The 24210-nt window shown below is 65.7% G+C and carries 23 protein-coding genes; 16 read left to right on the plus strand and 7 right to left on the minus strand.

The features are described from left to right. Positions 1–38 precede the first annotated feature (38 nt). The 9 genes from SKC41_RS05150 to SKC41_RS05190 all read left to right on the plus strand — a co-directional run bounded on the left by SKC41_RS05150 (position 39) and on the right by SKC41_RS05190 (position 9205). Positions 39–1037, plus strand: coding sequence for an ABC transporter substrate-binding protein (locus SKC41_RS05150; RefSeq protein ID WP_330976636.1), 999 nt, complete (start codon positions 39–41; stop codon positions 1035–1037). A gap of 99 nt (positions 1038–1136) precedes the next feature. Beyond that, positions 1137–1799, plus strand: a complete 663-nt coding sequence (locus tag SKC41_RS05155) for a 5-oxoprolinase subunit B family protein (RefSeq protein ID WP_330976637.1) — start codon at positions 1137–1139, stop codon at positions 1797–1799. Between the two features lie 29 nt (positions 1800–1828). Then, the gene (locus tag SKC41_RS05160) at positions 1829–2719 is read left to right on the plus strand and encodes a 5-oxoprolinase/urea amidolyase family protein (protein WP_330978753.1); all 891 of its coding nucleotides are present in this window, start codon (positions 1829–1831) and stop codon (positions 2717–2719) included. Between the two features lie 53 nt (positions 2720–2772). Then, positions 2773–3318: a GNAT family N-acetyltransferase gene (locus SKC41_RS05165; protein WP_330976638.1), complete on the plus strand. Its 546-nt coding sequence runs from the start codon at positions 2773–2775 to the stop codon at positions 3316–3318. A gap of 223 nt (positions 3319–3541) precedes the next feature. Further along, a complete protein-coding gene (locus tag SKC41_RS05170; RefSeq protein WP_330976639.1) occupies positions 3542–4963 on the plus strand; it encodes a nitrate/nitrite transporter in 1422 nt (473 codons plus the stop codon). A gap of 413 nt (positions 4964–5376) precedes the next feature. Next, positions 5377–6774 carry a nitrate/nitrite transporter gene (locus SKC41_RS05175; protein ID WP_330976640.1) on the plus strand — a complete coding sequence of 466 codons (1398 nt, stop codon included), beginning with the start codon at positions 5377–5379 and terminating at the stop codon, positions 6772–6774. Between the two features lie 77 nt (positions 6775–6851). Next, entirely contained in the window at positions 6852–7997 is a 1146-nt protein-coding gene (locus tag SKC41_RS05180; RefSeq protein WP_330976641.1) for a uroporphyrinogen-III synthase, read from the plus strand. Then, entirely contained in the window at positions 7994–8731 is a 738-nt protein-coding gene (locus SKC41_RS05185) for a sirohydrochlorin chelatase (RefSeq protein WP_330976642.1), read from the plus strand. Before SKC41_RS05180 ends, SKC41_RS05185 begins: the two co-directional genes overlap by 4 nt. Before the next feature lie 24 nt (positions 8732–8755). After that, positions 8756–9205 carry a TetR/AcrR family transcriptional regulator gene (locus SKC41_RS05190; RefSeq protein ID WP_330976643.1) on the plus strand — a complete coding sequence of 150 codons (450 nt, stop codon included), beginning with the start codon at positions 8756–8758 and terminating at the stop codon, positions 9203–9205. Here SKC41_RS05190 and nirD read toward each other — a convergent pair. Continuing rightward, positions 9202–9558, minus strand: a complete 357-nt coding sequence (nirD, locus tag SKC41_RS05195) for a nitrite reductase small subunit NirD (protein WP_330976644.1) — start codon at positions 9556–9558, stop codon at positions 9202–9204. The two genes, SKC41_RS05190 and nirD, sit on opposite strands and share 4 nt — an antisense overlap. A 14-nt stretch (positions 9559–9572) precedes the next feature. Further along, positions 9573–12140 (minus strand): nitrite reductase large subunit NirB, encoded by a 2568-nt coding sequence (gene nirB, locus SKC41_RS05200; RefSeq protein ID WP_330976645.1) that lies wholly within the window; start codon positions 12138–12140, stop codon positions 9573–9575. 225 nt (positions 12141–12365) lie between these two features. Here nirB and SKC41_RS05205 point away from each other — a divergent pair, with 225 nt between their 5' ends. After that, entirely contained in the window at positions 12366–12806 is a 441-nt protein-coding gene (locus SKC41_RS05205) for an Hsp20/alpha crystallin family protein (RefSeq protein ID WP_330976646.1), read from the plus strand. A gap of 65 nt (positions 12807–12871) precedes the next feature. Here SKC41_RS05205 and SKC41_RS05210 read toward each other — a convergent pair whose 3' ends face one another. Then, a complete protein-coding gene (locus SKC41_RS05210) occupies positions 12872–13411 on the minus strand; it encodes a DUF302 domain-containing protein (protein ID WP_330976647.1) in 540 nt (179 codons plus the stop codon). A gap of 96 nt (positions 13412–13507) precedes the next feature. Here SKC41_RS05210 and SKC41_RS05215 point away from each other — a divergent pair, with 96 nt between their 5' ends. Next, the gene (locus SKC41_RS05215; RefSeq protein ID WP_330976648.1) at positions 13508–14002 is read left to right on the plus strand and encodes a winged helix-turn-helix transcriptional regulator; all 495 of its coding nucleotides are present in this window, start codon (positions 13508–13510) and stop codon (positions 14000–14002) included. Positions 14003–14015: 13 nt separating this feature from the next. On the opposite strand, the gene SKC41_RS05220 is transcribed toward SKC41_RS05215, so the two are convergent. Next, the gene (locus SKC41_RS05220) at positions 14016–14777 is read right to left on the minus strand and encodes an isocitrate lyase/PEP mutase family protein (protein WP_330976649.1); all 762 of its coding nucleotides are present in this window, start codon (positions 14775–14777) and stop codon (positions 14016–14018) included. 111 nt (positions 14778–14888) lie between these two features. Here SKC41_RS05220 and SKC41_RS05225 point away from each other — a divergent pair, with 111 nt between their 5' ends. The 4 genes from SKC41_RS05225 to SKC41_RS05240 all read left to right on the plus strand — a co-directional run bounded on the left by SKC41_RS05225 (position 14889) and on the right by SKC41_RS05240 (position 18792). Beyond that, the gene (locus SKC41_RS05225) at positions 14889–15185 is read left to right on the plus strand and encodes a hypothetical protein (protein WP_330976650.1); all 297 of its coding nucleotides are present in this window, start codon (positions 14889–14891) and stop codon (positions 15183–15185) included. A 79-nt stretch (positions 15186–15264) separates the two neighbouring features. Further along, positions 15265–16095, plus strand: coding sequence for a hypothetical protein (locus tag SKC41_RS05230; RefSeq protein ID WP_330976651.1), 831 nt, complete (start codon positions 15265–15267; stop codon positions 16093–16095). Between the two features lie 31 nt (positions 16096–16126). Beyond that, complete coding sequence (locus SKC41_RS05235) at positions 16127–18046, plus strand: fumarate reductase/succinate dehydrogenase flavoprotein subunit (RefSeq protein ID WP_330976652.1); 1920 nt, start codon at positions 16127–16129, stop codon at positions 18044–18046. Further along, complete coding sequence (locus SKC41_RS05240) at positions 18046–18792, plus strand: succinate dehydrogenase/fumarate reductase iron-sulfur subunit (RefSeq protein ID WP_330976653.1); 747 nt, start codon at positions 18046–18048, stop codon at positions 18790–18792. Before SKC41_RS05235 ends, SKC41_RS05240 begins: the two co-directional genes overlap by 1 nt. A 119-nt stretch (positions 18793–18911) precedes the next feature. Here SKC41_RS05240 and SKC41_RS05245 read toward each other — a convergent pair whose 3' ends face one another. After that, the gene (locus tag SKC41_RS05245; protein WP_330976654.1) at positions 18912–19400 is read right to left on the minus strand and encodes a flavin reductase family protein; all 489 of its coding nucleotides are present in this window, start codon (positions 19398–19400) and stop codon (positions 18912–18914) included. Next, on the minus strand, positions 19397–20467 hold the full coding sequence (locus tag SKC41_RS05250) for an isopenicillin N synthase family dioxygenase (RefSeq protein ID WP_442931562.1): 1071 nt from the start codon (positions 20465–20467) through the stop codon (positions 19397–19399). Before SKC41_RS05250 ends, SKC41_RS05245 begins: the two co-directional genes overlap by 4 nt. Before the next feature lie 202 nt (positions 20468–20669). Here SKC41_RS05250 and SKC41_RS05255 point away from each other — a divergent pair, with 202 nt between their 5' ends. Beyond that, positions 20670–22505 carry an acyl-CoA dehydrogenase gene (locus tag SKC41_RS05255; RefSeq protein WP_330976655.1) on the plus strand — a complete coding sequence of 612 codons (1836 nt, stop codon included), beginning with the start codon at positions 20670–20672 and terminating at the stop codon, positions 22503–22505. 308 nt (positions 22506–22813) lie between these two features. On the opposite strand, the gene SKC41_RS05260 is transcribed toward SKC41_RS05255, so the two are convergent. Further along, positions 22814–24166 (minus strand): acetyl-CoA C-acetyltransferase, encoded by a 1353-nt coding sequence (locus SKC41_RS05260; protein WP_330976656.1) that lies wholly within the window; start codon positions 24164–24166, stop codon positions 22814–22816. Between the last annotated feature and the right edge of the window lie 44 nt (positions 24167–24210).

Consider the following 24210-nt stretch of genomic DNA (forward strand, 5'->3'; position numbering starts at 1 on the left):
GATGCAGGTCAGCGTCGGCGACGCGATACTCTCACGCGATGCGACAGGGATGGAATCGGCGGGGGTTCTTGCAGCTCGCCGGTGCCGCCGCGGCCGCCGCGGCGGCCGGGCCGGCGGCGGGGTGCTCGGATCCCAAACCGCCGGCGGGCGCTCCCGGCAGCGAAGGCGTGACAATCACCCATCTTTTCGGTCAGACCGTCATCAAGACGCCGCCCAAACGTGTGGTCAGCGCGGGCTACACCGAGCAAGATGACCTGCTCGCCGTCGGCGTCGTACCGATCGCGGTGACCAACTGGTTCGGTGACCAGCCGTTCGCGGTGTGGCCGTGGGCCCAGCCCAAGCTCGGCGGCGCGCAGCCCGTGGTGCTGAACCTGGACAATGGGATAGCCGTCGACCAGATCTCTGGCCTGAAACCCGATTTGATCGTCGCCATCAACGCCGGCTTGGACGCCGACACCTACCAGAAGCTGGCCGCGATCGCCCCGACCATCGCGCAGTCCGACGGCGACGCGTTCTTCGAGCCGTGGAAGGACCAGGCCACCGCGGTCGGCCAGGCGGTGTTTCAGGCCGACCAGATGAAGACGCTCATCGATAGCGTCGACAAGCAGTTCGTCGCCGTCGCCCAGAATCACCCGCAGTGGAAGACCAAGCGCGCGTTGCTGATGCAGGGCACCCTGTTCCGGGGCACCGTGGTCGCCACCGCGGCGGGCTGGCGAACCGACTTCCTCAACCAGATGGGTTTGGTCATCGCCGACAGCATCAAGCCTTTCGTCAGCGATCACCGCGCCGTCATCCCGCGCGACCAGATCAAAACGGTGCTCGATTCCGCCGACGTGGTGATCTGGACGACCGAGAGTCCCGACGAGCAGAAGGCGCTGCTGGCCGACCCTGAGGTCGCGGGATCGCAGGCGACCGCGCAGAACCGCCATGTCTTCACCACCAAGGACCAGGCCGGTGCGATCGCTTTCGCGTCGCCGCTGAGCTACCCGATGGTCGCCGATCAGCTGCCCCCACTGATCGGCAAAGTGCTCGGATAGCCCCGGCTCTTTGTGCGTTCGCTAAGGCAGCTCTGGCAGTGCTCGAAAATCCGGACCCGGCCTCTTTGCCTGCGCCGATTCCGAAGTTACCGTTCAGTAATGAGCGTGACGGATCTCCCCGCGGACGTGTCGACCGAGCTGGTCGGCAACGTCGTTTTGGACTACGGCGACCAGGCGCTGTTGGTGCAATGTGGCAGCACCGCAGAGGTATTGGCATGGGCGGACACGTTGCGTGCGGCGGTGCTGCCCGGCGTGCTCGACATCGTTCCCGCCGCCCGTACGGTGCTGGTCAAACTCGACGGCCCGCGCTATCAGGGCGTCATCCGTCAGCGACTACGGAAACTGCGGATCACCGCGGACACGGCCGCTCCGGCCGAGCGCACCCCCGACGTGGTGATCGACGTCGTCTACGACGGTCCGGATCTCGCCGAGGTCGCCAACCACACCGGGCTGACGACCGGACAGGTCGTCGACGCCCACACCGCCACGCTGTGGCGAGTCGGATTCAGTGGATTCGCACCGGGTTTCGCATACCTCGTCGACGGCGATCCGCGGCTGCGGGTGCCGCGCCGCGCCGAGCCTCGCACCTCGGTACCGGCCGGCTCCGTCGCACTCGCGGGTGAGTTCAGCGCGATCTATCCACGCCAATCCCCCGGCGGCTGGCAACTCATCGGTCGCACCGACGCGGTCCTGTGGGACCTGACGCGGTCCGATCCGGCGCTGCTGACGCAGGGCATGTGGGTTCAATTCCGGGCCGCGTGATCAAGGAGCATGCCGTGACAAAGTCCGATATCAAGCTGGAAATCCTGCGCACCGGACCACTGGCCGTCCTGCAAGACCTCGGCCGGATCGGGCAGGCCCACCTCGGCGTCGGCCGGTCCGGCGCCGCCGACCGCCGCTCGCACAGACTCGCCAATCGGCTGGTCGCCAACCCCGACGATCGCGCCACCGTCGAAGTCACCTTCGGCGGATTCGCCGCCCGGGTGCACGGCGGCGACGTCGACATCGCGGTGACCGGCGCCGACGCCGACCCGTCGGTCAACGGAATCAAGTTCGGTACCAACAGCATTCACCACGTCCGCGACGGCCAAGTGATTTCGCTGGGCACCCCGCGAGCCGGCCTGCGGACGTATCTGGCGGTGCGTGGCGGCATTTCGGTGCAGCCGGTGCTGGGCTCGCGCAGCTACGACGTGATGTCGGCGATCGGCCCGTCGCCATTGTCCCCCGGCGACCGGCTGCCCGTCGGCGCGCACACCGACGAGTACCCCGAACTCGACCAGGCCCCTGTTGCGGCCATCAACGCCGACACCGTGGAGCTGCTGGCGGTACCCGGACCACGCGACGACTGGTTCGTCGATCCCGATGTGCTTGTCCACAGCGACTGGGTGTCGTCGGATCGCAGCGACCGGGTGGGGATGCGGCTGGTCGGCGGCCGTCCTCTGCAATACCGCTTTCCCGACCGACAGCTACCCAGCGAGGGTGCCACCCGCGGCGCGATCCAGGTGCCGCCCAACGGATTACCGGTGATTCTGGGGCCTGATCATCCGATCACCGGCGGTTACCCGGTGATCGGCGTGGTGATCGACGAGGACATCGACAAGGTCGCCCAGGTGCGGGCGGGCCAGCACGTGCGACTGCACTGGGCGCGGCCCCGATTGCCGGTGGGCGCCCCGTCGCATTAGACATCGGGCGTAGTCCAGATGCGCGCCCGGCGACAACGTTGTAGACAGGGAGTGTGCTCACCCAGGTACACACCGCACGCCTGGTTCACACTGCCGATCTCGACAGCGACACCCGGCAGCGCGTTCATCACATGGTCGCCGACGCCTTCGCGGGTGATTTCAACGACGACGACTGGGAGCACACCCTGGGCGGCATGCACGCCCTGATCTGGCAGCACGGCGCGATCATCGCGCACGCCGCGGTGATCCAGCGGCGGTTGATCTACCGCGGCGACGCGCTGCGCTGCGGCTACATCGAAGGGGTCGCGGTACGGGAAGACCACCGCGGGCAGGGGCTGGTGCACGCGCTGCTGGACGGAGTCGAACAGGTGCTGCGCGGCGCGTACCAGTTGGGCGCACTGAGTTCATCGGTCCGGGCCCGCGGCCTGTATGCGGCCCGCGGCTGGGTGCCGTGGACCGGACCGACGTCGGTGCTCGCGCCGTGCGGTCCGACGCGCACACCCGACGACGACGGAACCGTGTTCGTCTTCCCGGTCACGGTCACCCTGGACACCTCCGCGGAACTGATGTGCGATTGGCGCGGCGGCGACGTTTGGTAGCGCAGGCCGACGGTTTACGCGAAATCTCCCTCACCCCAGCGTGATTCATCACACGGCGGTTAGCTACACTGTGAGTTGTCGTCGGGCCAGGCGCCGCAATCGTGGCGCACGCCACACCGATTGACCGCCCTCACACGGCCGCATGGCGAAGGGTGAGCGGAAATTCACGCCCGGGTCATTGCGGGCAGCGCTCGGGCAACAATGGATTTCTAGCGTTGTCGCCATGAAACTTTCGCCGGGCCGGTCACATGTGCTTTCGAACTGGGACCCCGAAGACACCGTGGCCTGGGAGGGCGGCAACGACAAGATCGCCCGCCGCAATCTGATCTGGTCCGTGGCCGCCGAGCACATCGGCTTCTCGGTGTGGTCGATCTGGTCGGTGATGGTGCTGTTCATGCCGGCGTCGGTGTACGGCTTTTCCGCCGGGGACAAATTCCTGCTCGGCGCCACGGCCACCCTGGTCGGGGCGTGCCTGCGCTTCCCGTACACGTTCGCCACCGCGAAGTTCGGCGGGCGCAACTGGACGGTGTTCTCCGCGCTGGTGCTGTTGATCCCGACGGTCGGCACGATGGTGCTGCTGGCTCACCCCGGCCTGCCGCTGTGGCCATATCTGGTGTGCGCCGCGCTGGCCGGGCTCGGCGGCGGCAACTTCGCGTCGTCGATGACCAATATCAACGCGTTCTACCCACAGCGCCTGAAGGGCTGGGCGTTGGCGGTCAACGCCGGTGGCGGCAACCTTGGAGTGCCGGTGGTTCAGCTGGTCGGCCTGCTGGTGATCGCGGCCGCCGGAAACCGGCAGCCGTATTGGGTGTGCGCCATTTACCTTGTGCTGCTGGCGATCGCCGGTATCGGCGCCGCGCTGTACATGGACAACCTGCAGCATTACCGCATCGATACGTCCACCATGCGGGCGGTACTGTCCGAGCCGCACAGCTGGGTGATCGCGCTGCTGTATATCGGCACCTTCGGCTCGTTCATCGGTTTCTCGTTCGCGTTCGGCCAGGTGTTGCAGATGAACTTCGTCGCCAGCGGTGAGAACACCGCGCAGGCCTCCCTACATGCCGCCCAAATCGCTTTTCTGGGACCACTTTTGGGCTCGGTGTCGCGGGTGTACGGCGGCAAGCTGGCCGACCGCATCGGCGGCGGCAGAGTCACGCTCGCCGTCTTCTGTTCGATGATCCTGGCCGGTGGAATATTGGTCAGCGCAAGCACTTTCGGTAGCCATGGCGCAGGCCGGACTTCCGCTTCGACGATGGTCGGTTTCGTGATCGGCTTCGTCGCACTGTTCATCCTGTCCGGCATTGGTAATGGGTCGGTGTACAAGATGATTCCGTCGATCTTCGAGGCACGTAGTCACTCGATGCAGATGGGCGAGAACGAGCGCCGGCAGTGGTCACGTTCCATGTCCGGAGCACTGATCGGCCTCGCCGGTGCGATCGGCGCGCTGGGCGGGGTCGGCGTCAACCTGGCACTGCGGCAGTCGTATCTGCACAGCGGCACCGCGACGTCGGCGTTCTGGGCGTTCACGTTGTGTTACGTCGCCGCCTCGATACTGACCTGGGCGGTATACGTCCGCCGTCCGCTCGAGGTGGTGGCACCGGAGGCTGCGCAGGCCGCATCGGGGGCCCGGCTGGCGACCGTATAGGCGCGCGCGGTATACGCGCCATCCCGATTCGGTAGCGAACACGTTGAGCACGAAATGTATTACACCTCACACCGAATTCCACAGGCGCCCGGCCACGGTCGAGTATTGACAAGCTTTGTGAATCACTATTGCCGTAACAGCCGGCCTGAGCTGCGACGACCATCGACCTTCATGGCCCCTTCAGCGATCTACCAGATAACTAGGATTCAACTTACAGGCGATATTAGTCCGAATGAGTTGACGCAGTTCGGTTCCGAATGTGAGCATCGGAACTACGGCAGGGCATGCCTCTTAATTCGAGGCGCCCACAAGGGCATTGAGGGCCAGACTCACCACGACTCTTCCCAGTTATGGGTTGAACTGGTTGACGCCCAGACGATTTCGACCGCTCGTCCACGAAAGGTGCAGATCGCATGGGCCGCAACCATCGCATCACGGACTGGGATCCGGAAGACACCGAGGCCTGGGAGGGTGGCAACGACAGGATCGCGCGCCGCAATCTGCTGTGCACGATGGCGGGTGACCAGGTGGCCTTCTCGATCTGGACTCTCTGGTCGGTGATGGTGCTATTCATGCCGATGTCGGTCTACGGCTTCGACGCCGCCGACAAGTTGCTCCTCGGTGCCGTGGCCACGCTGGTCGGCGGCTGCGCGCGCATCCCCTACACGCTGGGCATCGCGAAGTTCGGCGGCCGCAACTGGACGGTGTTCTCCGCGTTCGTGTTGCTGATCCCGACCGTCGGCACCATTGTCTTGCTGGCCAATCCCGGGCTGCCGCTGTGGCCGTATGTGCTGTGCGCGGCACTGACCGGCCTGGGCGGCGGCAACTACGCGGCATCGCTGACCAACGTCAACGCCTTCTATCCGCAGCGGCTCAAGGGCACGGCCCTGGCGCTCAACGCCGGCGTCGGCAATCTCGGTGTCGCGGTGATTCAATTGGTCGGCCTGCTGGCGCTGGCCACCGCCGGGCACCAGGCGCCGTACTGGGTGTGCGCGGTTTATCTGGTGTTGCTCACCGCGGTCGGTATCACTGCGGCGCTGTTCATGGACAACCTCGATCACGGCGTCGAGGTCAACCACATGCGCTCGATCCTGTTCGACCGCGACACCTGGGTGATCTCGCTGCTCTACATCTGCACCTTCGGCTCCTGGATCGGGTTTTCCTTCGCCTTCGGCCAGGTTCTGCAGGTCAACTTCGGGGCCCATGGCGAAAGCCCCGCCCACGCATCGCTGCACGCGGCTCAGATCGCCTTTGTCGGGCCGCTATTGGGCTCGCTGGCGCGAATCTACGGCGGCCGGCTGGCAGACCGCCGCGGCGGTAGTCGCGTCACCCTGGGCGTCCTGGTGGCCATGATTGCCGGCGCCGCCGTGCTGGTGGGCATCAGCACGGTCGAGGACCACAGCGGCGGGACGTCGTTTTCCGCGGTGGTCGGCTACGTCGTCGGGTTCATCGTTCTGTTCGTGCTGTCGGGGATGGGCAACGGATCGGTGTTCAAACTGATCCCGTCGGTCTTCGAGGCCCGCAGTCGCTCGCTGGATGTCAGCGAGGCGCAGCGCCGGCAGTGGTCGCGCGCCAAATCCGGATCGCTGATCGGCATCTGTTCGGCGGTCGGCGCGCTGGGCGGCGTCGGAATCAACTTGGCGCTGCGCGAGTCATACCTGCGCAGCGGCACCGAGACCGCGGCGTATTGGGTGTTTCTGACTTCTTACATCGCGGCGGCGATCCTGACCTGGATGATGTACGTGCGCCGCCCGGTATCTGTGCAGGATGCGCCGATTTCGGTGCTCACAACAGAGCCCGCCCGGGTGTGATGATCACCGCAACGTGGGCAATGCGTCAGCAATCGTCAGGTAACGGCGCGGAAATGTCACAGGCATACACAGGTCGTATGGACCAGCCCGAGTCCCCGCCGCTCACCGGTTACCGGATAGCGGTCACCTCTGCGCGCCGCTCCGAGGAGCTGTGCGCGTTGCTCGGCCGTCAGGGCGCCGAGGTCTCCAGTGCTGCCGCGATCAACATGATCGCGTTACCCGAAGATGAAGAACTGCAGAGCATTACCGAAGCCGTGATCGCCAATCCTCCCGACATTCTGGTAGCCCACACCGGCATCGGGTTTCGCGGCTGGTTGGCCGCGGCCGAGGGTTGGGGGTTGTCCAATCAGCTCCTCGCGTCGCTGTCCAAGGCGCGAGTGCTGGCGCGCGGGCCAAAGGCGACGGGGGCGCTGCGCGCGGCCGGTCTGCACGAAGAGTGGTCGCCGAAATCCGAATCTTCCCAAGAACTTCTCAAGTACCTGCTTGAATCGGGGGTGTCCGGCGCGCGGATCGCGGTGCAACTCCACGGCGCCGCCGACGCCTGGGACCCGTTCCCGGAATTCGTCGGAGGATTGCGCGCCGCGGGTGCCGAGGTGGTGCCGATCCGGGTGTATCGGTGGAAGTCCACCGCGATGGGCGGCAACTTCGACCAGCTGGTCACCGGAATCGCACGGCGCCAGTTCGATGCGGTCAGCTTCACCTCCGCGCCAGCCGCGGCGGCGGTCCTGGAGCGCAGCCGCGACTTGAATATCGAGGACCAGGTGATCGAGGCGATGCGCACCGATGTGCACGCCATGTGCGTCGGCCCGGTGACAGCACAGCCGTTGCACCGCAAGGGTATTCCGACGACGGCGCCCGAACGGATGCGACTGGGAGCGCTGGCCCGCCATATCGCCCAACAACTGCCACAGCTCGGGTCGTGCAATGTGAAGGCCGCGGGTCACGCGATCGAGATCCGCGGAAACTGCGTACTGGTCGACGGTTCGGTGCAATCGCTGTCCGGATCCGGGATGGCGGTACTGCGCGCGCTGGCGCACCGTCCCGGCGACGTCGTGGCCCGCAATGATCTGTTACGGGTACTGCCCGGCAACAGCAGCGACCCGCACGCCGTCGATACGGCCGTGCTGCGACTGCGAACAGCATTGGGCGACAAGAACATTGTCGCAACCGTCGTCAAGCGCGGCTACCGGCTGGCGATCGATGAACCGGTGGGAACGCCATGAGTCTGATACTTGCCGCGCACGGCACGCGCCGACCGGGCGGTGTCGCGATGATCGGCGATCTGGCGGCACAGGTGAGCAGGCAGCTCGGCCGCACGGTTCGGGTCGCCTTCGTCGACGTGTTGGGACCCACTCCCAGCGAGGTACTTCGCACGGTCGGCGGCCACCGAGCCGTCGTGGTGCCCGCGTTCTTGTCCCGCGGCTACCACGTCCGCGCCGATGTGCCCGCCCATGTTGCGGCCAGCGGACATCCCAATGTCATCGTCACCCCGGCGCTGGGCCCGGGCGGCGATATCGCCCGGATCGTCGCCGACCAGTTGATGAAATCTGGTTGGCGCCCCGGTGATTCGGTGATCCTCGGGGCAGCGGGAACATCGGATCCCATCGCCTGTGCGGACCTGCACACCACCGCGACGCTGTTGTCGGCGCTGACCGGATCACGAGTCACCCTGGGATTCGCCGCCGTCGGCGATCCGCAGATCACCGAGGCTGTCGAGAGGGCACGGGCCGACGGGGCGCGCCGCGTCACGATCGCCTCCTATCTGCTCGCCGACGGGCTCTTCCAGGAAAGGTTGCGTAACTGCGGCGCCGATCTGGTCAGCGAGCCGCTGGGCACTCATCCGCGGCTGGCACGCTTGATCGCCAACCGGTTCCGCCGGGCGGTGCCGGTGGCCACCCGGCATCCGGTACGTCGTTACCGGCCGGGCACGCCGACGCACGCGATGCTTGATCTTTGATCACCCGCGGGTGATCCTGGCACCATGCCCAGTCGCGAAGAGCCATCGCGTGGGCTCCTCGACCCGGTCGCCAAGATGCTGCGGTTGCCGTTCGGCACACCGGAATTCGTCGACCGGATCATCACCGGAGGGGTCAACCAAGTCGGCCGCCGAACGCTCTACCTGCTGATCACCACCTGGGACGCCGCCGGCGGTGGCCCGTTCGCGGCCAGCGCCGTCGCCTCCACGGGCATGGCCAAGACGGCCGAGGTTGTGCAAAGCATGTTCATCGGGCCGGTTTTCGGCCCGGTGCTCAAAATGCTGGGCGCCGACAAGGCCGCCGTGCGGGCGTCGCTATGCGCCTCGCAGCTGGTCGGCCTCGGCATCATGCGCTACGGGGTGCGTAGCGAGCCACTGCACTCGATGTCGGTCGAGGCGCTCGTCGACGCCATCGGCCCGACGATGCAGCGCTACCTGGTCGGCGATATCGGTTAGGCAGCCGATCGCGCGATCTGGATTTCTCCCTCGTCGGTGATGCGCACCTGGTACACCGGCACGGACACCCGCGGGTCGTCCAGGCACAGTCCGTCTTCGAGCGCGAAAGCCTGCTTGAGAATGGGTGATTGGACGGCGGCACGACCGCCACGGTCACCGACGATGCCGCGCGAGATCACGGCCGCGCCGGAGAACGGGTCGATGTTGCCGACCGCATGCACCGAGCCGTCGTCCAGACGGAACAGCGCCGCCTGAGAACCGTCGTCGAGTAGCACGCCGACGCCACGACCGGGAATGAGGTGGTCGTAGCTGCAGGCGGTGGTCCACACCGCAATGTCGTTGACAATTGTCACGCTTGTCTCCTGAACTATGAACGGACTCGCGGCATGCCAATGGACACAGGGATTTTGCGTCCGGCATGCTCAGTGAATGTGACAGTCGAATCGATTTCGTCCGGCGCGTTGACGAAGGAGACAAACCGCGAGAGCTTGTCCGGATCTTCGAGCACGCCCTTCCATTCGCACTTGTAGTTGTCCACGTGCCGCTCCATCGCGGCCTCGAATTCCTCGGCCAGCCCGAGGGAGTCCTCACACACCACCTCACGCAGGTGGTCGAGACCGCCGTCCAGCGATTCGACCCACGGCGCGGTGCGCTGCAACCGGTCGGCGGTGCGGATGTAGTACATGAGGAACCGGTCGACGTAACGGACCAGCGTTTCGGTGTCGAGGTCACTGGCCAGCAACTGGGCGTGTTTGGGAGTCATACCACCGTTGCCGCCGACGTAGAGGTTCCAACCCTTTTCGGTGGCGATGACGCCGACGTCCTTGCCGCGCGCCTCGGCGCATTCCCGCGCACAGCCCGAGACACCCATCTTGATCTTGTGCGGTGCCCGCAGGCCGCGGTAGCGCAGCTCCAAGTCGATGGCCAGTTGCACCGAGTCCTGCTGGCCGTAGCGGCACCAGTCGGTGCCCACACAGCTTTTAACGGTGCGTAGCGACTTGCCGTAGGCGTGGCCGGATTCCATGCCGCCGTCGACCAGCCGCTTCCAGATCTGCGGCAGTTGGTCTACCCGGGCGCCGAACAGGTCGATCCGCTGACCGCCGGTGATCTTCGTGTAAAGCCCGAAGTCCTGGGCGATCTGGCCGATCAGGATCAGGTGCTCGGGCTTGATGTCACCGCCGGGAACCCGTGGCACCACCGAGTAGCTGCCGTTCTTCTGAATGTTGGCCAGGAAGTGGTCGTTGGAATCCTGCAGCGAGGCCTGCTCGCCCTCGAGGATGTGGTCCGAGCCGGTCGAGGCCAGAATCGACGCGACCACGGGTTTGCAGATGTCGCAACCCTTTCCGCGACCGAACTTCTCCAGCAGACCGGAGAAGGTCCGGATCTCGGTGGCCGAGATGATTTCGAAAAGCTCCGCACGCGACTGGCTGAAGTGCTCGCACAGCGCCTTGGACTGAGCCACGCCCTCGGCTTCGAGCAGTTGCTTGAGCAGCGGCACGCACGAGCCACACGACGTGCCGGCCGCCGTGCACGACTTCAGCGATCCGACGTCGCTGCAACCGTCGGCGATCGCGCACTTCAGGTCGGCCTTGCTGACGTTGTTGCAGGAGCAGATCTGCGCCGAATCCGGAAGCGCGCCGACACCCAAAGCCGATGAGCCGCCGCCGGATCCTGCCGGTGCGATCAGCGCGAGCGGGTCACCCGGCAGCTCGCTGCCGACCATCGGCCGCAGCACCCCGTAGCTGGACGCGTCACCCACCAGCACCCCGCCGAGCAGGGTCTTGGCGTCGTCGGAGAGCACCAGCTTGGCGTAGGTCCGGTTCACCGCGTCGTTGATGGCGACCTCGAGGCAGTTCTCGGTTGTGCCCATCGCGTCACCGAAGCTGGCGACGTCGACGCCCAGCAGTTTGAGCTTGGTGGACAGATCGGCTTCCGGGAACTCCGCGGCGCCGCCCAGCAGCCGGTCCACCACGACCTCCGCGGAGGTGTAGCCCGGTCCGACCAGGCCGTAGCACCGCCCGTCGATCGCGGCGACCTCGCCGATCGCATAGATGTCGGGATCGCTTGTCCGACAAGACAAGTCAGTGAGCACGCCGCCACGCTCGGCCAGCGTCAGCCCCGCTGCCGCGGCCAGCTCGTCACGCGGCCGCACGCCGGCCGCGAAAATCACCGGGCCGGCCTCGATCACGTCGCCGTCGGTCAGCCGCACCCGCGTCGCCACCGAACCGTCCGCACGTTCAACGGATTCAATCGATTCGGTGCCCGTGCCGACGTGCACCGAGATGCCGAGCTCGGTGATCATCCGGGCCAGCAGCCCGCCACCGGCCTCGTCGATCTGCTGGGCCATCAGTCGCGGCATCATTTCAACGACGTGTGTTTCCAACCCGAACTGGCGCAACGCATTGGCGGCTTCGAGTCCGAGCAGGCCGCCGCCGATCACCACGCCGGCGGCGTCGTGACCCTCATCACGGGCGCGCTCGGCTCCAGCCCGGATCGCGTCGAGGTCGTCCAGGGTGCGGTAGACGTGGCAGGCGGGCAGGTCGTGTCCGGGCACCGGGGGGACGAAGGCGTAGGAACCCGTGGCCAGGACCAGGGCGTCGTAGTCGTACCGTTCGCCATCCGCGGTCACCACTGACTTTGTCGCGCGGTCGATTTCGGTGACCCGTGCGTTCAGCAGCAGCCGTACCCGCTCGTCGCCGGGGTAGTCGTTGCCGGGCAACGCCAGCAGGGCGCGGTCCCAGCCTTCGGTGTACGAGGTCAAGCCAACGCGGTCGTAGGCGGCGTCGGCCTCTTCGGCCAAAACGGTGATGCGCCAAGCCCCGTCGGTGTCACGGGCGCGCAGCGCCTCGACCAGACGGTGGCCCACCATGCCGTGCCCGACCACAACCAAGTGACGGGCAGCACGCTGCGCACGCGAGTCTGGGGCTGGGGTCATGCCATGAGGTTAGGGGTCAGAAATTAAGGAAAAATCCCCGAATGTATCGCTCGTATGACGTGGCTCTCACACCTCACAACTTCCTGTGTGATGTGTGTTCGCTCGAGGCGAACGTGCAGGTGGAACTTCAGCGTAGTCAACTCAAGTTTGGCTATATAGCCGGCCGGCAAGGCGCCGGTCACAGCAAACTCACAATGAAACTCAAGGAAGCAACGAGGAGACGAAATGAGTAATCTCGCAGTGTGGTCGCGCCCGGCCTGGGACACCGACCGATGGTTGCGCGACTTCTTCGGCCCGGCCGCGACGGCGGACTGGTATAAGCCGGTGAACAGCGGTTTCAACCCTGCGGCCGAGATCGTCAAGGACGGCGACGACGCGGTCGTGCGCCTGGAACTGCCCGGTGTTGACGTCGAGAAGGACGTCAACGTCGAGGTCGACAAGGGGCGCCTGGTAATTCACGGCGAACACCGCGACGAGCACGCAGAGGACACCGACGGCCGTACCTTGCGGGAGATCCGCTATGGATCGTTCCGTCGCTCGTTCCAGCTGCCCGCGCACGTCACCGGCGAGGCCATCAAGGCCTCCTACGACGCCGGCGTGTTAACCGTGCGGGTCAGCGGCGCGTACGCCGGAACCCAGGCGCAGCGCATCGAGATCGCCAAGTAACCGTTGAGCGTCGGGTTGTTGGGAGAAATCGCCTTCAAGGCGCCCGACAACCCGACGTTCGCGTCCTAGCGGCTGAACGCCTGATCGGCGTCGATTCCGATGACCCGCAACAGGTTTGCCACCTTGCGATCCAGGCTCTCGCCCACCTTCGCCACCTCGGCGACGCCGAGACTGCCGAATGCGGGACCAGGCTGGTCCATCGAAAACACCGCATTGCCGTCGACGTCCGCGTAGATCAGCAGCCGTAATGGCGCGTACAGCAATGCTTTCGGGTCGTGGCGGTACATGGTCTCGGCGATCGTGTGGTTGCCGAGCAGATACTCCACCGCCTTGGTGGTGTGGCCGGCAAGGCTGAAGAACGGCAGCGCGTCGATCTTCGCGTAGACCATCAGGTCGTGCGGCGCGTTACGCGCCGCGGCCGCAAGGACGTCGTCCCAGCCGCCGCCGCGATCGACGATCTCGCGCACCGCTGCCCGGTCGACCGGCGGTGCGGCCTTCTCGAAAGCCGCGACGAAATCGTCGAAATCCACGCCCGTAGTGATGTCGATGCGGTTCATGGTGTGCGACACGACGTTGAATTCGGCTGTCTTAACGCTACTTGTCATGACATTCCCCAAGACTCGTCAATGGTTCGGTGAACGAACTTAACACTTCGACTATACGGTTCAGTGAATGAACCAGCAAGGGGTAGTATTGACAACGTGGCCCTTCCCCGTGAATACCCGGACGAGAATTGCCCGATCGCCCGGTCCCTGGAGATCGTCGGCGAACGCTGGACGTTGCTGATCGTGCGCGACGCCTTCTACGGCGTGCGGCGCTTCAGTGACTTTCACAACCACCTGGGCATTCCCAAAGCTGTGCTGTCCGAACGGCTTAACTTCCTGGTCGCCGAAGGCGTGCTGACCAAGAACGCTGCCGAATACGCGCTCACCGCCAAGGGCAAGCAGCTGTGGCCACTGCTCTGGTCGATGATCGCGTGGGGAAGCGAGAACTTGCTGGACAAGCCGACCCGGAGCTATCGACACGCAGACTGCGGCGGCGCAATCGGGCCCGATCGCCGCTGCGAGCGCTGCGATCGGGTTCCCGACGTCGCCGAGCTCATCGGGCATCCGCCGCGCCGGCCGCACGATCCGAGTCGCGACGATGCGGTCAGCGAGGCGCTGCGCCGGCCGCGCCGGATGCTCGAGCCGATCTAGCCGATCTAGCCGATCAGCCCCAGCGCGCCAGCAGTTCCTTGGCGCGGTCGGCCAGCGCGGCCTGCAGGAACGGCCCGAAGCTGATCCGGGCGACACCCAGCGACCCGAATGACGCCTGATCACCCTGGTCGGGCAGCGCGATCGCGTTGATCGGCAGCGGCAGCTCAGTTGCCAAGCGCCGCAACGTCTCCGGGTCATGGCGACCCACCGGGTAAAGCACGTCGGCGCCGGCGTCGGCCGCCTCGATCAGTCGTGCGACGGCCCGCTCGACGCGGTCCGAGTCGTCGCCGTCGTTGCGCAGAAAGAGATCGGTACGGGCGTTGATCACGACCCGCACCCGGGCCGCATCGGCAGCCGAGCGCAGCGCGCCCACCAATTCGGCGTGCTCACGCGCGGACCGCAGTCGCTTGTTCTCCGAATGCACGGTGTCCTCGATGTTGAGCCCGACGGCGCCGACGCTCAGCAAGCCGTCGATCAGGCGCTCGGCCGGCTGGCCGTAGCCGGACTCGATGTCCACCGACACCGGGACGTCGACCGCCGCGGTGATCTGGGCGACCCGGGTGAGCACATCGTCAAACGACATGCCCTCGCCATCGGATTTGCCAATGGAATCGGCCAGCGGATGGCTGCCTACGGTCAAGGCGGCAAATCCGGCACCCGCGGCAAGGCGGGCCGACCAGGCATCCCAAACGGTCGGCAGCACTACCGGGTTGCCCGGTTGATGCAATTCCAGCAGTGTGGCCGCGCGCTGCGCGGCGGTGGTCTGACCAGTCATGGCGTTTGCTCCGCAATCTGGGCGAGTCGTCTGTCCGACGTCAGTCCTGCGGGGTGGATAGTATCGAAAGTCATACTGTGATCCTTGACACCCACCGCACTAGGAGATCTCTTGTCCACCACGACTGAACTCGCCGAACTGCACGATCTCATCGGCGGTTTGCGGCGGTGCGTGAGCTCCTTGAGGTCGCGCTACGGCGACAGTCCGGCGATGCGTCGCATCGTGATCGACGCCGACCGGATCATGGGCGATGTCGAATTACTCGACACGGATGTTTCGGAATTGGACTTGGCACGAGCCACTGTTCAGCATTCCGGCGAGAAGATCATCATTCCCGACACCCAGTACGACACCGATTTCTGGCGCGATGTCGACGACGAGGGTGTCGGGGGTCACAATCGCTGCTGATATTCCAAGCCCCCGTTAAATCGGAGGCAATGGTCTTGTACCCTTCGACCAACAGCCCTGTTCGAAGAGGAACATTTGCATGAGCGCACCAACGGCGAACCGTCCTGCGTCCGGCATCTTTTCAGCGACGCGCGCCCAAATTCAGCAGCGCACGCTACGTACCGACCGGTGGTGGATGTCGCCGTTGCGCATCGACCTCGGGTTCGCCGCGTTCGTCATCTATGCGACGGTCCGAGCGTTCCTGCAGGACAATTACTTTGTTGCGCAGTACCACTACCTGACGCCGTTCTATTCACCGTGCGTCAGCCAAGGGTGTTTGAAAGAGGCCAGCGAATTCTGGCCGCGGATCCTGCCGGATGTGTGGTGGTTGCCGTATGCGGCGATGACGCTGCCATTCCTGCTGCTGTTCCGGCTGACCTGTTACTACTACCGCGGCGCCTACTACCGCACGGTGTGGCAGTCGCCCACCGCCTGCGCGGTGGCCGAGCCCCGCGCCCACTACACCGGCGAGACCCGGCTCCCGCTGATCATCCAGAACACCCACCGGTACTTCTTCTACATCGCCGGCATCATCTCGGTGATCAACAGCTACGACGCGATCGTCGCGTTCCACTCCGACTCCGGCCCGGGGGGTTTCGGCTTCGGACTGGGCAACCTGATCCTGCTCGGCAACGTCATCATGCTCTGGGTGTACACGCTGTCCTGCCACTCGTGCCGGCACGTGACCGGCGGCCGGCTCAAGCACTTCTCCAAACACCCTGTGCGGTACTGGATCTGGACCCAGGTCAGCGTGCTCAACACCCGGCACAAGCTGTACGCCTGGATCACCCTGGGCACCCTGATGCTGACCGACTTTTACATCGCGTTGGTGGCCAGTGGCACCATCTCAGACTTGAGATTCGTTGGCTGACAAGCCAATTCACGAATAGCGGAGGGTTTCTATGGTTGAGGTCGAACGGCACGCCTACGACGTGGTCGTCATCGGTGCCGGCGGCGCGGGTTTGCGGGCGGTCATCGAAGCGCGCGAACGCGGCCTCAAGGTAGCGGTGGTGACCAAATCCCTGTTCGGCAAGGCCCACACGGTGATGGCCGAGGGCGGCTGCGCGGCGTCCATGGGCAACACCAACCCCAAGGACAACTGGCAGACCCACTTCGGCGACACGATGCGCGGTGGCAAGTTCCTGAACAACTGGCGGATGGCCGAACTGCACGCCAAGGAGGCCCCGGACCGGGTCTGGGAGCTGGAGACCTACGGCGCGCTGTTCGACCGTCTCAAGGACGGCAAGATCAGCCAGCGCAACTTCGGCGGGCACACCTACCCGCGGCTGGCGCACGTGGGTGACCGGACCGGCCTGGAGTTGATCCGCACCATGCAGCAGAAGATCGTCTCGCTGCAGCAGGAAGACTTCGCCGAGCTCGGCGACTACGAGGCACGGATCAGGGTCTTCGCCGAGTGCGCGATCACCGAGCTGCTCAAAGACGGTGACGCGATCGCCGGAGCATTCGGCTACTGGCGCCAGAGCGGTAAATTCGTCGTCTTCGACGCACCCGCCGTGGTGCTGGCCACCGGTGGAATCGGCAAGTCCTTCAAGGTCACGTCGAACTCCTGGGAGTACACCGGCGACGGCCACGCGCTGGCGCTGCGGGCCGGCGCGACGCTGATCAACATGGAGTTCATCCAGTTCCACCCGACGGGCATGGTCTGGCCGCCGAGTGTGAAGGGGATCCTGGTCACCGAGGGTGTGCGCGGCGACGGCGGCGTGCTAAAGAACTCCGACAACAAGCGCTTCATGTTCGACTACATCCCCCCGGTGTTCAAGGGCCAGTACGCCGAGACCGAGCAAGAAGCCGACCAATGGCTCAAGGACAACGATTCGGCCCGCCGCACCCCGGACCTGCTGCCCCGCGATGAGGTCGCCCGCGCGATCAACTCAGAGGTCAAGGCCGGTCGCGGCACCCCACACGGCGGCGTCTATCTGGACATCGCTTCCCGGTTGACGCCCGACGAGATCAAGCGGCGGCTGCCGTCGATGCACCATCAGTTCATGGAGCTGGCCGGCGTCGACATCACCAAGGAGCCAATGGAAGTCGGGCCCACCTGCCACTACGTGATGGGCGGTGTCGAGGTCGACCCCGACACAGGCGCGGCCACCGTCGCCGGCCTGTTCGCCGCCGGCGAATGCTCCGGCGGCATGCACGGATCCAACCGGCTGGGTGGTAACTCGCTGTCGGACCTGCTGGTCTTCGGCCGTCGCGCGGGGCTGGGCGCTGCAGACTACGCGCGCGCTCTGTCCAGTCGCCCGACCGTCGGCGAGGACGCGATCGAGGCGGCGGCCAAGCGGGCGCTGGCTCCGTTCGAGGCACCGACCAACGGTTCAGCCGCCGAGAACCCGTACACGCTGCAGCTGGAACTGCAGCAGTCGATGAACGACCTGGTCGGCATCATCCGCAAATCGGAGGAGATCTCCGAGGCGCTGGAACGGCTCACCGCGCTGCGCGAGCGGTTCAAGAACATCCACGTCGAGGGCCACCGCCAGTACAACCCCGGCTGGAACCTGGCCATCGACCTGCGCAACATGCTGCTGGTCAGCGAATGCGTCGCCAAGGCAGCTCTGCTGCGCACCGAGAGCCGTGGCGGACACACCCGCGACGACCACCCGGGCATGGACTCGTCGTGGCGCAAGGTGTTGCTGGTGTGCCGCGCGGCCGGCGGTGACGGCGACGCGATTCCCGACGTCACCGTCACGCGCGAAGACCAGGTCCCGATGCGGCCCGACCTCTTGGAGCTCTTCGAGATCTCCGAGCTGGAGAAGTACTTCACCGATGAAGAGCTGGCCGAGCACCCAGGACGGAGAGGCTAATGGGCTACGACGCGACGATGCGGGTGTGGCGCGGCGACGACGCCGGCGGCGCACTGCAGGACTTCACGGTCGAGGTCAACGAGGGCGAGGTGGTGCTCGACATCATCCATCGCCTGCAGCAGACGCAGACCCCCGACCTCGCGGTGCGGTGGAACTGCAAGGCGGGTAAGTGCGGATCCTGCTCGGCCGAGATCAACGGCATGCCGAAGCTGATGTGCATGACCCGGATGTCGTCGTTCGCCGAGGACGAGGTCGTGACGGTGACGCCGCTGCGGACCTTCCCGGTGATTCGCGATCTGGTCACCGACGTCTCGTTCAACTACGAAAAGGCCCGCCAGATCCCGTCTTTCACGCCACCCAAGGACCTGCAGCCCGGCGAGTACCGGATGGCGCAGGCCGACGTGCAGCGCTCGCAGGAGTTCCGTAAGTGCATCGAGTGCTTCCTGTGTAACAACGTCTGCCACGTGGTCCGCGACCACGAGGAGAACAAGAAGGCGTTTGCCGGCCCTCGCTTCCTGATGCGGGCCGCCGAGCTCGAGATGCACCCGCTGGACACGCTGGACCGGCGCGACATGGCCCAGGAGGAATTCGGCCTGGGCTACTGCAACATCACCAAGTGCTGCACCGAGGTCTGCCCCGAACACATCAAGATCACCGACAATGCGCTGATCCCGATGAAAGAGCGGGTCGCCGACCGCAAGTACGACCCGGTCGTCTGGCTGGGTAACAAGCTGTTCCGCCGCTAGACGCGTTACTCCTTTCGCCGAACGTGCACTGACGGCGAGAATTTGGTCAATTTTGCGCCGTGAGAGCACGTTCGGCGCGAATGACGCCTGTCCGACGCCTACTTCAGGCGACGGACGGCTCAGGCGCCGAGACGGCGAAAGACGCTGCGGTGGAAGACGATCGGCGCCACCCCGGGGTCAACCGCCACCTCGTTGACCCGCAGGACGACGATGACGTGGTCCCCGGCCGGGATCACCTGCTCGATCGCGCTCTCCAGCCACAGACCGGTGCCCTTGATGAAGACCGCGCCGGAGTTATAGGACACCGTCTCCAGACCGGCGAACCTGTCTCCGGTCTTGGCGGCCAGGGTGCGAGCGGCCTCGTCGTGCGCCTCGCCGAGCACGCTGATGCCCAACATCGGCAGGTCCTTGAGCTTGGGCCAGGTGGTCGAGGTGTTCTGCACGCAGAACGAGACCAGCGGCGGGTCCAACGAGACGGGCACAAAGGTACTGGCGGCCAGTCCCACCCGGACTCCCGAAACCTCGGCGGCGATCGCCACCACGCCGGATGGGAAGTGACCGAAGGCGTCACGAAGTGTGGACGGTGTCAGCTTGTTCGATGCATTCACTGGACTTCATTCGCCCCTTGAGCCGACGACGGATTCGCGTTTCTGACCCTACCCGTCGAATAACCGTGCGCATCAGCCACATCCGGGTGCGCCCGCAGCCTGCTCTTCCAGGCGTTGCGGCCGTAAACCGAGTAGATCGGGTCCGACGGATTTTCGTTGGGTGTCCAGGTCTTATCGGTGCGCGCGGCGAGAGACAGTAACTCAGTGGGCAGCGACAGCACTGGTATCTGAGCATCCAGCCGGGGATTGAAGAAGAACGGGATCGAAATTCGCTCGGCGGTCCCGCCGCCCAGATTCACCCGGTGTTCGGTGGCACGCAGGTAGCCGCCGGTCGCGACCTCGAGCAGCTCGCCGATGTTGACGATGAACGCCCCATCCAGCGGAGCGACATCGAGCCAGCCTCCGTCGGCACCACCGCCCCGGCGCACCTGCAGTCCCCGACTGCCCGGCTCGGCCAGCAGCAACGTCAGCACCCCGGAGTCCCGGTGCGCACCCACGCCCTGCGCGCTGGCCGCGCGGGCGGGGTAGCGGATGACCTTGATCAGCGTGGCCGGCGTCTCGGCGAAGGCGGCGTCGAACACGTCTGGCGGGCTGCCCAGCGAGGCCGCCCAGTGCCGCAGCAGGGTGCGGGCCACTCGCGACAGGGCGGCGTCCCACTCGGCGATGATCGCCGGTAACTCGGGCAGCGCCGCCGGCCACTGGTTGGGACCCTGCAGCCACAGGTAGTCGGGCCGGCCCGGTCCGCCCACCGGCGATCGCTCCGGTCCGATATCAATCTGCTCGCGCCAATCCACCTCGCCGAGGGTTAGCTCGCCACCCAGCCGGGTGTAACCGCGGAAATGCGGGCTGCGCAGCATCGCCACGGCGTCCTTGTCGGCCTGCGGCAGCGCGAACAACGCGCGGGCCACTTCGAGCACTCGCGCGACGAGCTCCCGCGGCACACCATGGCCGGTCAAATAGAAGAAACCCACCTCATGAGCGGCCTCGCGAAGACCCTCGCGCAGGACGCCGATATCGGCTGTCAGGTCCACCACCGGCAAGTCGGTGACGCTCTTCACACCGGTCACGGTTCCATTGTCGCCGCAGGTAGAGAAGCTGTCGAAGGCGTGAGCCGGGCTATCCCAACCGGTTGGTTAATTAGACAATGAAATCTAGCTCACATTGACTTTGCGCCCACTGATCTAACGGCTATATTTAGCGGTGTTACTGGTGGGTAACTTAGCCAAAGTACTCAACCACAGCGTGGCATTCTCAACGAGGAGGAGAGTAGTGAGCCACTACAAGAGCAACGTCCGCGACCAGGTATTCAACCTGTTCGAGGTGTTGGGCGTTGACCAGGCGCTCGGCCAAGGCGCATTCAGCGACCTCGATGCCGACACCGCCCAAGAAATGCTTACCGAAATGAGCCGGCTGGCCGAGGGGCCGGTCGCCGAGTCGTTCGTCGACGGCGACCGCAATCCGCCGGTGTTCGACCCGAAGACTCACGCGGTGACGCTGCCCGAGTCCTTCAAGAAGTCCGTTCGGGCCGTGGTCGAGGCCGGCTGGGACAAGGCCGGCATCGACGAGGTGCTGGGCGGCATGCCGATGCCCAAGGCGCTGGTGTGGGCCCTGCACGAGCACATCCTGGGCGCCAACCCGGCGGTGTGGATGTACGCCGGCGGCGCCGGTTTCGCCAACATCATCTACCACCTCGGTACCGAGGAGCAGAAGAAGTGGGCCGTGATGTGCGCCGAGCGCGGCTGGGGCGCGACCATGGTGCTGACCGAGCCGGACGCCGGCTCGGATGTCGGCGCCGGCCGCACCAAGGCGGTCCAGCAGGAGGACGGCTCCTGGCACATCGACGGCGTCAAGCGGTTCATCACGTCCGCCGACTCTGACGACCTGTTCGAGAACATCGTGCACCTGGTGCTGGCCCGCCCCGAGGGCGCCGGCCCCGGCACCAAGGGACTGTCGCTGTTCATCGTGCCGAAGTTCCTGTTCGACCACGAAACCGGCGAGCTCGGCGAGCGCAACGGGGTGTTCGTCACCAACGTTGAGCACAAGATGGGCCTGAAGGTCTCCGCGACGTGTGAGTTGTCGTTCGGTCAGCACGACGTGCCCGCCAAGGGCTGGCTGGTCGGCGACGTGCACAACGGCATCGCGCAGATGTTCGAGGTCATCGAGATGGCGCGGATGATGGTCGGCACCAAGGCAATTGCCACGCTGTCCACCGGTTACCTGAACGCGCTGGAGTACGCGAAGTCCCGCGTGCAGGGCGCCGACATGACCCAGATGACCGACAAGACCGCACCGCGGGTGAGCATCACTCATCACCCGGACGTGCGCCGGTCGCTGATGACCCAGAAGGCCTACGCCGAGGGTCTGCGCGCGTTGTACCTGTTCACCGCGACCTACCAGGACGCGGCTGTCGCCGAGGCGCTCCACGGTGTGGACGCCGACCTGGCGGTCAAGGTCAACGACCTGATGCTGCCGGTGGTCAAGGGTGTGGGCTCCGAGCAGGCCTACGCGAAGCTGACCGAGAGCCTGCAGACGTTCGGTGGGTCCGGCTTCTTGCAGGACTACCCGATCGAGCAGTACATCCGGGACGCCAAGATCGACTCCCTCTACGAGGGCACCACGGCCATCCAGGCGCAGGACTTCTTCTTCCGCAAGATCGTCCGCGACAAGGGTGTGGCACTGGCGCATGTGTCGGAGCAGATCCAGAAGTTCGTCGACGCCGAGACCGGCAACGGCCGGCTGAAGACGGAGCGCGAGCACCTGGCCAAGGCCCTGGAAGACGTCCAGGCGATGGCGGCCACCCTGACCGGCTACCTGATGGCGGCCCAGGAGGACATCTCCAGCCTGTACAAGGTGGGCCTGGGTTCGGTGCGCTTCCTGATGAGCGTCGGTGACCTGGTGATCGGCTGGTTGCTGCAGCGTCAGGCGGCGGTGGCCGTGCAGGCGCTCGACGCCGGCGCCAGTGGTGCTGACCGGTCCTTCTACGAGGGCAAGATCGCGGTCGCGTCGTTCTTCGCGAAGAACTTCCTGCCGCTGTTGGCCAGCACCCGCGAGGTGATCGAGACGCTGGACAACGACATCATGGAGCTCGACGAGGCCGCCTTCTAAGCGCCCGACCAGAACACGCAAAATCCCCCGCTTCCACGCTGAAGCGGGGGATTTTGAGTCTCTGGCGGGCGGTACCAAAAAGACCGCCGCTGGATCCCCTCAAACCAGCGGCGGCCCTTTTCGTACGCCCGTCAATTCAAACCGGCGGTCGAAATGGGGGACGCCCCGTGTTGCCGTCGGGGTCGGGGGGTCAGACCACAACACGGGACAATCCGCACAACGGTTACCCGTCGCCTGGTCGCGCTAATCAGCTGTGACGAACCTCATTCGCTACCGGCGCGGATCGGGTGTTAACGCCCAACCGCAGGTCAGGCCTCTAAAATGGCGGCTACACCCTGCCCACCGGCCGCACAGATCGAGATCAGCGCCCGCGCCGGGCCCCCGCCGTTGCGCTCGGTTTTCTTCTCGGCCAGTTGTTTGGCGGCCTGGGCGAGAATGCGCCCGCCGGTGGCCGCGAACGGGTGGCCGGCGGCCAGCGACGAGCCGTTGACGTTCAGTTTGGACCGGTCGATCGAGCCGAGCGCGGCGTCGAGCCCCAGCCGTTCCTTGCAGTACTCCTCGGACTCCCACGCCTGCAGATGCGCCAGCACCACCGACGCAAAGGCCTCGTGGATCTCGTAGAAGTCGAAGTCCTGCAGGCTCAGGCCGTTGCGAGCCAGCAGCCGGGGCACCGCATACGTCGGCGCCATCAGCAGCCCGTCCCGCCCGTTGACGTAGTCGACCGCGGCGGTCTCCGCGTCCACCAGGTAGGCCAGCACGGGCAACGAATGCTCGGCGGCCCACTCTTCGGTGGCCAGCAGGGCGACCGAGGCGCCGTCGGTCAACGGCGTCGAGTTGCCCGCCGTCATCGTCGCGTCGCCGGCCTTGACGCCGAATACCGGGCGCAGCGTGGCGAGCTTCTCGGTGCTGGAGTTGGGCCGCAGGTTGTCGTCGCGGTACAGGCCCAGGAAGGGGGTGATGAGGTCGTCGAAAAAGCCCCGGTCGTAGGCCGCGGCCATGTTGTGGTGGCTGGCGACCGCCAACTCGTCCTGGTCGACCCGCTTGATCCCCATCTGCTTGGCGGTGATGGCGGCATGCTCGCCCATCGACAGCCCGGTGCGCGGCTCGCTGTTGGCCGGGATTTCGACGCCGAGGGTGGCGGGCAGCGTGCCCACCAGCTTCAGCCGTTGCAGGTTGGACTTGGACCGGCGCAACTTCAGCAGGGTGCGGCGCAGATTGTCGCCCAAGCCGATCGGCGGGTCGGACGTGGTGTCCACCCCGCCGGCGGCGGCGACGTCGTAGCGGCCCGACGCGATGCCGTCCGCGGCCGCGATGGCCGCCTGCAAACCGGTACCGCACGCTTGTTGAATGTCGAAAGCCGGTGTGTACGAAGATAATTCGGACCCCAGCACACACTCACGCGTCAAGTTGAAGTCGCGGCTGTGTTTGAGCACCGCGCCGCCGACGACGACGCCCAGTGTTTGCCCGCCCAACCCGAACCGGTCCACCAGGCCACCCAGGGCCGCGGTGAACATGTCTTGATTGGACGCCTCGGCGTAAGCACCGTCGGACCGTGCGAACGGAATGCGATTGCCGCCCAGCACGGCGACGCGTCGCCGGGACTTCAAACTCGTCTGAGCTGCCCGATTACTTGGCTGCGAACTTGCAGGGGCCACGTTCATCTCCAATTTTCAGTTTGGGGGATTGGCCGTTGGGACCCATACTA

Source organism: Mycobacterium sp. 050128 (genome assembly GCF_036409155.1).
Taxonomy (GTDB): Bacteria; Actinomycetota; Actinomycetes; order Mycobacteriales; family Mycobacteriaceae; genus Mycobacterium.

Excerpts from the sequence above, each read along its gene's own strand:
- SKC41_RS05210 (WP_330976647.1), bottom strand. The coding sequence starts at position 13,411 with ATGACAAGTAGCGTTAAGACAGCCGAATTCAACGTCGTGTCGCACACC.
- SKC41_RS05150 (WP_330976636.1), top strand. The coding sequence starts at position 39 with ATGCGACAGGGATGGAATCGGCGGGGGTTCTTGCAGCTCGCCGGTGCC.
- SKC41_RS05185 (WP_330976642.1), top strand. The coding sequence starts at position 7,994 with ATGAGTCTGATACTTGCCGCGCACGGCACGCGCCGACCGGGCGGTGTC.
- SKC41_RS05170 (WP_330976639.1), top strand. The coding sequence starts at position 3,542 with ATGAAACTTTCGCCGGGCCGGTCACATGTGCTTTCGAACTGGGACCCC.
- nirB (WP_330976645.1), bottom strand. The coding sequence starts at position 12,140 with ATGACCCCAGCCCCAGACTCGCGTGCGCAGCGTGCTGCCCGTCACTTG.
- SKC41_RS05190 (WP_330976643.1), top strand. The coding sequence starts at position 8,756 with ATGCCCAGTCGCGAAGAGCCATCGCGTGGGCTCCTCGACCCGGTCGCC.
- SKC41_RS05180 (WP_330976641.1), top strand. The coding sequence starts at position 6,852 with ATGGACCAGCCCGAGTCCCCGCCGCTCACCGGTTACCGGATAGCGGTC.
- SKC41_RS05155 (WP_330976637.1), top strand. The coding sequence starts at position 1,137 with ATGAGCGTGACGGATCTCCCCGCGGACGTGTCGACCGAGCTGGTCGGC.
- SKC41_RS05260 (WP_330976656.1), bottom strand. The coding sequence starts at position 24,166 with ATGAACGTGGCCCCTGCAAGTTCGCAGCCAAGTAATCGGGCAGCTCAG.
- SKC41_RS05240 (WP_330976653.1), top strand. The coding sequence starts at position 18,046 with ATGGGCTACGACGCGACGATGCGGGTGTGGCGCGGCGACGACGCCGGC.
- SKC41_RS05175 (WP_330976640.1), top strand. The coding sequence starts at position 5,377 with ATGGGCCGCAACCATCGCATCACGGACTGGGATCCGGAAGACACCGAG.
- SKC41_RS05205 (WP_330976646.1), top strand. The coding sequence starts at position 12,366 with ATGAGTAATCTCGCAGTGTGGTCGCGCCCGGCCTGGGACACCGACCGA.
- SKC41_RS05235 (WP_330976652.1), top strand. The coding sequence starts at position 16,127 with ATGGTTGAGGTCGAACGGCACGCCTACGACGTGGTCGTCATCGGTGCC.
- SKC41_RS05230 (WP_330976651.1), top strand. The coding sequence starts at position 15,265 with ATGAGCGCACCAACGGCGAACCGTCCTGCGTCCGGCATCTTTTCAGCG.
- SKC41_RS05220 (WP_330976649.1), bottom strand. The coding sequence starts at position 14,777 with ATGACTGGTCAGACCACCGCCGCGCAGCGCGCGGCCACACTGCTGGAA.